This is a genomic window from Aeromonas sp. HMWF014, from assembly GCF_963878295.1.
In the GTDB taxonomy this organism is placed as follows: Bacteria; Pseudomonadota; Gammaproteobacteria; order Enterobacterales; family Aeromonadaceae; genus Aeromonas; species Aeromonas popoffii.
In genome coordinates, this window is record NZ_CAWNYS010000314.1 from 1 (window position 1) to 2,232 (window position 2,232).

A 2,232-nucleotide genomic window follows, 5' to 3' on the forward strand; every position below is an offset into this window, starting at 1 on the left:
CCACCGCCGGGGCATTTCGCCACTATCTGCTGGCACAGGGGGACGAGGTCGATGGCATCGAGATCCGCACGCTGGTGCCCGTCAATATGCGCGCGCCCGACGACAAGGGGGCCCTTGGCAACCGCTTCGGGCTGGTGGCCCTGGACTTGCCCATCGACATAGCGCACCCGCTGCAACGGCTCCATGCGGTGCGGGATCGGATGCAGGCGCTGAAATCCTCCCTGCAACCGGCGGTGGTGCTGAATCTGCTGGAGGTGATGGGCATGGCCCCCAGAGCGGTGCAGCAACAAGCCATCGACATTCTGTCGGCCAAGGCCAGCGCCGTCATCACCAATGTGCCCGGCCCCCAGCAGACTCTCTATCTGGCCGGTGCCCGCCTGCGCCAGCCCCTGTTCTGGGTGCCTCAGGCCGGTGACATTGGCGTCGGCGTCTCTATCCTCTCCTATGACAACAAGGTGCAACTCGGCCTCATCACCGACAAGAAGCGGGTGCCGGACCCTGAACTCATTGCCCTTCGCTTCGCCGTGGAGTTCGAACAGCTGCTGTTGCTGGTGCTCATGGAGCCGGATCTGCTCTACGATCCCGAGATGCTGGATCAGCTGCTGCACGGCTGAGCCGCTCTGGCACGCCACCGACATGAAACAAAGAGGCCAACCCTGGGGTTGGCCTCTTTCATTGCGCAGTACCGCCGGACTATTCGTCCTCCAGCTCCTCACGGGCGGCTTCCACATCGAGCCGCTCCATGGCATCCACCGGCGCGCACTCGGCCGCCTCGCCGTAGAGCGCCTCGGCGGCCGCCATCTTGCTCTTGCCATGCATCATCACCATGGCATTGGCGTACTCCATGCGAGCGATGGCGGAGTGGGGGATGATGGCCAGCGCCGCCTTGAAGTGACGATCGGCCTCCTCCTTCTTGGCGCCATAGGTGATGCTGCCTATCATGGCACCCAGTTTGTCGATGATCTCCGCATGCCAGGCGCCGAAGGCGATGTGCGCTTCCGCATGGTCGGGCGCCAGCGCCAGCGCCTTGTCCAGACTGGTCTTGATCTTGTCGCCTATGCCGAGCGAGAGTGCCTTGGAGACCGAGATCACCTGGCTGTAACGACCCAGCGCGAGGGCGTGAAAATACCAGGCGTTGGCATTATCGGGCTGACGCTTTTGCAGTCTTTCGGCGTTGCTGGCCGCCAGTTCGAACGCCTCCCGCTTGGCATACTTGTCCTCCAGCAGGTAGCTGGCATGGATCACCAGCGCCTTGTTCACCACGTTGAGGCCAGCGTCACCGGCCTCCAGCCCCAGCGTCACCGCCTGACCAAAGTCGCCGGCATGGTAGGCACGCCAAGCCGCCTGCACCTGTTTGTCGGCAGGCCAGGGCTCGGCATCCCCCTGATGCAGGCGGGCCCAATGTTGCTTGAGACCGGCCCCCGCATAGTCATAGGCCGCTTCCGGCCAGGGGAACGGGGTGAAATCGGACAATTTGGGTTGTGAAGTGGTCATGTTGTTCTCCCTGTTAAAAATCGGAATCCTGTTCGCTCGTCGCAAGAGACGGGCGGTAATGAATGGCGATAGCATCCAGATGGGCACGGGCATTGGGATGTAGGCGAGGGGCCACCAGCTGCATCACCTGAAACACCCCGAGGGCAATGTCAGCATCGGCACGCGGGTGCAACGCCCGCCGATAGGAGATCCAGAACGTACCCACCAGCGCGATATTGGCCGCCAAGGCACCGATCTGGGCGTCGCTGCCCAGCAGCAAGCCACTGCCGGCCAGGCTGTGGCAGATGGCGGCGGCGGTCTGTTCCTTGCGCCGCAGCAGGGCCGAGAAGCGCAGCTCCACCTTGTGGTTGCCGCTCATCAGGGTGCTGATGTCGTAGTAGAAGAAGCGGTACTTCCAGATGAGCTCGAACATCAGGTGCAAAAAGAACCAGATGTCTTCCGTCTCGTCCAGCGGGGGGGTGACAGTGTCGAGCAGATGGGCCATTTCCTGTTCGAACTCGCCGAACAGGGCGTTGACTATCTCTTCCTTGTGATGAAAGTGGTAATAGAGATTGCCCGGACTCATCTCCAGCTCGGCCGCGATGGCGGAGGTGGTGACGGTCGGCTCGCCCAACATGTTGAACTGGGCGAGGGCGGTGGCCAGGATCCGCTCCCGCGTCCGCCGCTTTGGTTTGCTGTCCATGCTACTCCTTCGAATGGCGACGACCCTTGCCGCCATAGCGGCGGGTCAGCCAGTGT

General features: G+C 62.7%; 3 protein-coding genes. 1 reads left to right on the forward strand and 2 read right to left on the reverse strand.

The annotated features are described in order from the left end of the window. Positions 1-614: WSD1 family O-acyltransferase (locus AAC083_RS12920; RefSeq protein WP_146181669.1), on the forward strand; the 614-nt coding region annotated here is incomplete at its 5' end. Between the two features lie 79 nt (positions 615-693). On the opposite strand, the gene AAC083_RS12925 is transcribed toward AAC083_RS12920, so the two are convergent. Together AAC083_RS12925 and AAC083_RS12930 are read right to left on the reverse strand one after the other, a co-directional pair. After that, complete coding sequence (locus AAC083_RS12925) at positions 694-1,494, reverse strand: hypothetical protein (protein WP_108536816.1); 801 nt, start codon at positions 1,492-1,494, stop codon at positions 694-696. Between the two features lie 13 nt (positions 1,495-1,507). Further along, the gene (locus tag AAC083_RS12930) at positions 1,508-2,176 is read right to left on the reverse strand and encodes a TetR/AcrR family transcriptional regulator (protein WP_108536817.1); all 669 of its coding nucleotides are present in this window, start codon (positions 2,174-2,176) and stop codon (positions 1,508-1,510) included. Positions 2,177-2,232: the final 56 nt, after the last annotated feature.